This window comes from uncultured Corynebacterium sp. (genome assembly GCF_902782855.1).
Lineage (GTDB): Bacteria > Actinomycetota > Actinomycetes > Mycobacteriales > Mycobacteriaceae > Corynebacterium.
In genome coordinates, this window is sequence record NZ_CACZOO010000292.1 from 1 (window position 1) to 4,757 (window position 4,757).

Annotated in this window: 5 protein-coding genes; 3 read left to right on the plus strand and 2 right to left on the minus strand. The window is 68.1% G+C overall.

Annotated features, from left to right (window positions below):
• From QZV72_RS12040 to QZV72_RS12050, 3 genes are all read left to right on the plus strand, one after another.
• Positions 1–622 (plus strand): zinc-binding dehydrogenase (locus QZV72_RS12040; RefSeq protein WP_297008797.1); only part of this gene is annotated, 622 nt, incomplete at its 5' end.
• A 32-nt stretch (positions 623–654) separates the two neighbouring features.
• A complete protein-coding gene (locus QZV72_RS12045; protein WP_297008798.1) occupies positions 655–2,184 on the plus strand; it encodes a hypothetical protein in 1,530 nt (509 codons plus the stop codon).
• Positions 2,181–3,659: an NAD-dependent succinate-semialdehyde dehydrogenase gene (locus QZV72_RS12050; protein WP_297008799.1), complete on the plus strand. Its 1,479-nt coding sequence runs from the start codon at positions 2,181–2,183 to the stop codon at positions 3,657–3,659. Before QZV72_RS12045 ends, QZV72_RS12050 begins: the two co-directional genes overlap by 4 nt.
• 17 nt (positions 3,660–3,676) lie before the next feature.
• On the opposite strand, the gene QZV72_RS12055 is transcribed toward QZV72_RS12050, so the two are convergent.
• Both QZV72_RS12055 and QZV72_RS12060 read right to left on the minus strand, forming a co-directional pair.
• A complete protein-coding gene (locus QZV72_RS12055; RefSeq protein ID WP_297008800.1) occupies positions 3,677–4,519 on the minus strand; it encodes an SGNH/GDSL hydrolase family protein in 843 nt (280 codons plus the stop codon).
• On the minus strand, positions 4,489–4,757 hold a 269-nt coding region (locus tag QZV72_RS12060), incomplete at its 5' end, for a glycerate kinase (protein ID WP_297008802.1). The genes QZV72_RS12060 and QZV72_RS12055, both read right to left, overlap by 31 nt.

Consider the following 4,757-nt stretch of genomic DNA (forward strand, 5'->3'; position numbering starts at 1 on the left):
CGGCAACGATGTCCCCCCGGAGATCGCCGCAGGCCTCGGCTGTGCCGTCCTCACCGGTGGCGGCGCCCTGCTCAACGCTGTCCAGCGGGCAGACGGGGAATCCGTCATGGTCGTCGGACTCGGCGGGGTGGGCATCTCCGCCCTCATCTCCGCCATCGCCGAAGACAAGGGCCCGGTCATCGCCGTGGACGCCCTTCCCGAGAAACTGGACCTCGCCCGGGACCTCGGCGCGGATGCCGTCTACACCCCCGCCGAGGTCGCGGAACAGGGGATCAGGGCGTCCCACACCCTTGAATGCGCCGGTCATCCGCGCGCCTTCGAGACCGCCTTCGCGGCGACCATGCCCGGCGGACGCACCGTCACAGTGGGCCTGCCGCACCCGGACGCCAAGTCCGAGGTCGCGCCGGCCGTGATCACCGGTGAGGCCCGCACCATCATCGGCAGCTACCTCGGTTCCGCCGTCCCGCAGCGTGATATCCCGACCTTCGCCGACTGGTGGCGTTCCGGGAAGCTCCCGATCGAGAAGCTCATCTCCCGCACCATCCGACTCGACCAGATCAACGAGGCCATGGACGAGCTCGCCGACGGCAGGGCCGTCCGCCAGGTCATCCTCTTCGACTGAGCCCCCCGTCCCCGACAAGAACCGGACCCCAGATGTCACACACCTTCGCCAAACCCTGGAAGGCCGGACCCTTCCGGATCCACCTGCCCGGCGTCCACTACCGCTTCGAGTGGCAGGACTACACCCAGGGCCTCATCATGTGCGCTGTCGACCTCAGCGCAATCCCGCTGATGACCGAAATGCTCGGCATGCCCTTCGAGGCAGCCCTGTCCATCGTGGTCCTCAACGGTCTGCTCTACCTGCTCCACCACCTGCTCGGTGATCCTGTGGTGCCGGGCTGGATCACCCCGGCCATTCCGCTGCTCATGCTCTTCCTCGAGGACTACGACATGGACGAGCGTGTCCATGCCCTCATCGCCTTCCAGATCGTGCTCGGCGTCTTCTGCCTCTTCCTCGGGGCGACAGGCCTGGCGGCCAAGGTCGTCCGGATCGTGCCCAACGCCCTCCGGTCCGGCATCGTCGTCGGTGCCGGCATCGCCGCCATCCAGGGACTTTTCGTCGACGGCGGCCGCTTCGACTCCTTCCCGTGGGCGATCACCATCTGTGTCGGCTTCGCCTTCTTCCTGCTGTACTCGAAGATGTTCCAGTCCTGGCAGGTGCGGTACCGCTGGGCCCGGATGCTCGGAAACCTCGGCATCCTGCCCGCCATGCTCTCCGCCGTCATCATCGCCCCGCTCTTCGGCGAGGCATCCTGGCCCAGCATCGAGTGGGGGTTCTCCACCCCGGACTTCGGCACGTTGTACAGCGAGTACACCGTCTTCGGGGTGGGATTCCCGCCAGCGTCGATGTTCCTCACCGCCGTTCCGACCGCACTGGCCGTCTACATCGTCGTCTTCGGCGAAGTGATCCAGACGCGTGCCATCCTCGAGGAGGCCAACGAGGTCCGGACCGACCAGAGGATCGAGTACAGCGAGAACCGTTCCCACCTCATCATCGGGTTCCGGAACACCGTGATGAGCATCTTCGGACCGGACACCGCGATGTGCGGACCGTTGTGGGCCGCGATGACGGTCACGACCGTCGAACGGTACAAGAAGGGACGGAGGGCGATGCAGTCGATCTACAGCGGCGTCGGGTCCTTCCGTTGGGGGACGAACACGGGACTGTGGCTGCTTCCGATCGTCTCCCTCATGCAACCGGTACTCGGTGTGGCGCTGGCCCTGACACTGCTCATCCAGGGATTCGTCTCCATCAAGGTCGGGCTGCTCGAAGCCCGGTCGAGGACCGAGCTGGGCATTGCCGGTGTCATCGCCGCCATACTCGCGACCAAGGGCGCCAGCTGGGGTTTCGTCGCCGGAATCCTCCTCTGCCTCATCTTCTTCGCCGCCGAGTTCTTCCGCGGCGAGAACGACGGTGTCTTCGCTGAAGCCCCTGCCGCGAACGCCACTCCGGAGGAGACCATCGGGTGGGCGGAGCGGGACGGCTTCGAGGCTCCCGGAGTATCCGCCACAACCACCCCCTTGCTTTCCCCCGACCGTACGGTCGGCCTTACCCTTGACGGTGAACCTGATCCGGGTACCTCCGCGTCAGACACCCACACCCCCGAAAAGGAACAGTCATGACCGACACCTCAACCATCACCGAGATCCTCGCCAAGGTCCCCACCGGACTGCTGATCAACGGCCGGTGGCGCGACGCCTCCGACGGCGCCACCTTCGACGTCGAGAACCCCGCCACCGAAGAGCACCTCGCCACGCTCGCCTCCGCGACCAGCGAGGACGCCGTCGCCGCCCTCGATGCCGCAGCCGCCGTCCAGGACGAGTGGGCCCGCACCTCCCCGCGCTCGCGTTCCGAGATCCTCCGCAAGGCCTTCGAGCTGGTCACCGAGCGCAAGGACACCTTCGCCACCCTCATGACCCTGGAGATGGGCAAGCCGCTGGCCGAGGCCTACGGCGAGGTCACCTACGGTGCCGAGTACCTGCGCTGGTTCGCCGAGGAGACCGTCCGCCACTACGGCCGCCACACCGTCGTCCCGGAGGGCACCCTCCAGATGACCACCCGTAACAAGCCGGTCGGCCCCTGCCTGCTGATCACCCCCTGGAACTTCCCGCTGGCGATGGCCACCCGCAAGGTCGCCCCGGCGATCGCCGCAGGCTGCACCATGGTCCTCAAGCCGGCGAAGCTCACTCCGCTGACCTCGCAGTACTTCGCGCAGACCATGATCGACGCGGGCCTCCCGGACGGCGTCCTCAATGTCGTCTCCTCGAAGTCCGCCTCCGGTATCTCTGCCCCGCTGATGGCCGACCACCGCCTGCGCAAGGTCTCCTTCACCGGCTCCACCCCGGTCGGCGTCACCCTGCTCAAGGCCGCCGCCGACAATGTGCTGCGCACCTCCATGGAGCTCGGCGGCAACGCCCCGGTCATCGTCTTCGAGGACGCCGACATCGACGTCGCCGTCGAGGGTGCGATGGCCGCGAAGATGCGCAACGGTGGTGAGGCCTGCACCGCCGGCAACCGCATCCTCGTCCACGAGGCGATCGCCGAGGAATTCACCGAGAAGTTCGCCGCCAAGGTCGCGGCGCTCAAGGTCGGCAACGGCATGGACGAGGGTGTCAACGTCGGCGCCATGGTCGAGGCCAAGGCCGTCGCCAACCTCGAGTCCCTGGTGGCGGACGCCGTGGAGAAGGGTGGCCGCGCCATCGTCGGCGGCACCCCGGTCGAGGGCAAGGGCCACTTCTTCACTCCGACCGTCATCGTCGACGCCCCGACCTCGGCCCGCGTGTTCCGCGAGGAGATCTTCGGCCCGATCGCCCCGATCTTCACCTTCGCCACCGAGGAGGAGGCCATCGCCCTGGGCAATGACACCGAGTTCGGCCTGGCGTCCTACGTCTTCTCCCAGGACCCGGCCCGGATGTACCGGCTGGCCGACGGCCTGGAGTTCGGGCTCATGGGCTTCAACTCCGGCGTGATCTCCAACGCCGCCGCCCCGTTCGGCGGTGTGAAGCAGTCCGGTCTGGGCCGCGAGGGTGCCGCTGAGGGCATCGCCGAGTACTCCACCATCCAGTACGTCGGCCAGCGCGACCCCTACGCGGTCTAGTCAGCACTGACCTGCGGCTAACCGCCCCACAGCTCCCCGACGCGTGCCTCGACGGCCGCGGCGAGGAGCTCGTTGGTTCTCGTGGTGAGGTGCACTCCCCCGGCGAAGACGTAGGTCCGGTCGGCGTCCGGTGCGACGAGGCCGCCGGTGTCGCACCAGGCCGCACCCGGGGTGGCGCAGGCGTCCTCCCCCGCCCCGTGGGTGAAACCGTGGGACGCCGGGTCCGTCACCATCGCGTTGACCGCGCCGAAGGTGTCGAAGACACCGATCCGGTCGTCCTCGCCGAAGCGTTCGGCCAGGCCCTGCAGCAGGGACCGGTTGTATGTCAGGGTGCGGTCATGGATGTCCAGATGGGCGGCGGTGTCCCTGCCGCCGAAGGCGGGGGTCGCGGCAAGATCGAAGAGGGTGAAGACGAGGATCTGCTGCGCTCCCGCGTCGAGCAGCCGACCGATCTGGTCGACCTCGGCGGCGGTGACGGCGGCCGTGTCGTCACCGGAGAGCACGTCATTGGTGCCGGTGAAGACGGTGATGAACTGGTCGGGGCCGATCTCGCCGTACTCGGTGAGGAAGTCGTCGATCTGCCCGGTGACCCCGTCGATCGTGGCCCCGCCGACGGCGTAGTTCAGTCCGTCCGGGTCGACGATCTGCGCCCATGTCAGCCCGGGCAGCGTGGTGTAGCGCACGCCGCGGGAGCCGGCGTCGGTGAGACTGTCGCCGAAGAAGACGCTGGTGGCAGCGTGTCCCTCGGCGGTATCGCCGCCGTCGGTACCGGCTCCGCTGCCGCAGCCTGCGAGCAGGAGGGACGCCGTCAGCAGCGGTGCGACGAGTCTCACTGCGCGGCGGGCCACTGCGCGAGCCATACCGCCACCGCCTTCCGCAGATCGTCTCCGGCAGTGGCCAGATTCTCCTCCACCGGGGCCGCCGGATCGCTGATCCCGACGGTGTCGGTGAAGATCCCGGGGACCAGAGAACACGCTTCTGCATCCACCACTCCCCCGAAGGCGACGACCGGTGCCTGACCTGCTGCCTCCGCGACCCGGGCGGGGGCTTTGCCGTACCCGGTCTGCGCGTCGATCTTCCCCTCACCGGTGAGGACGA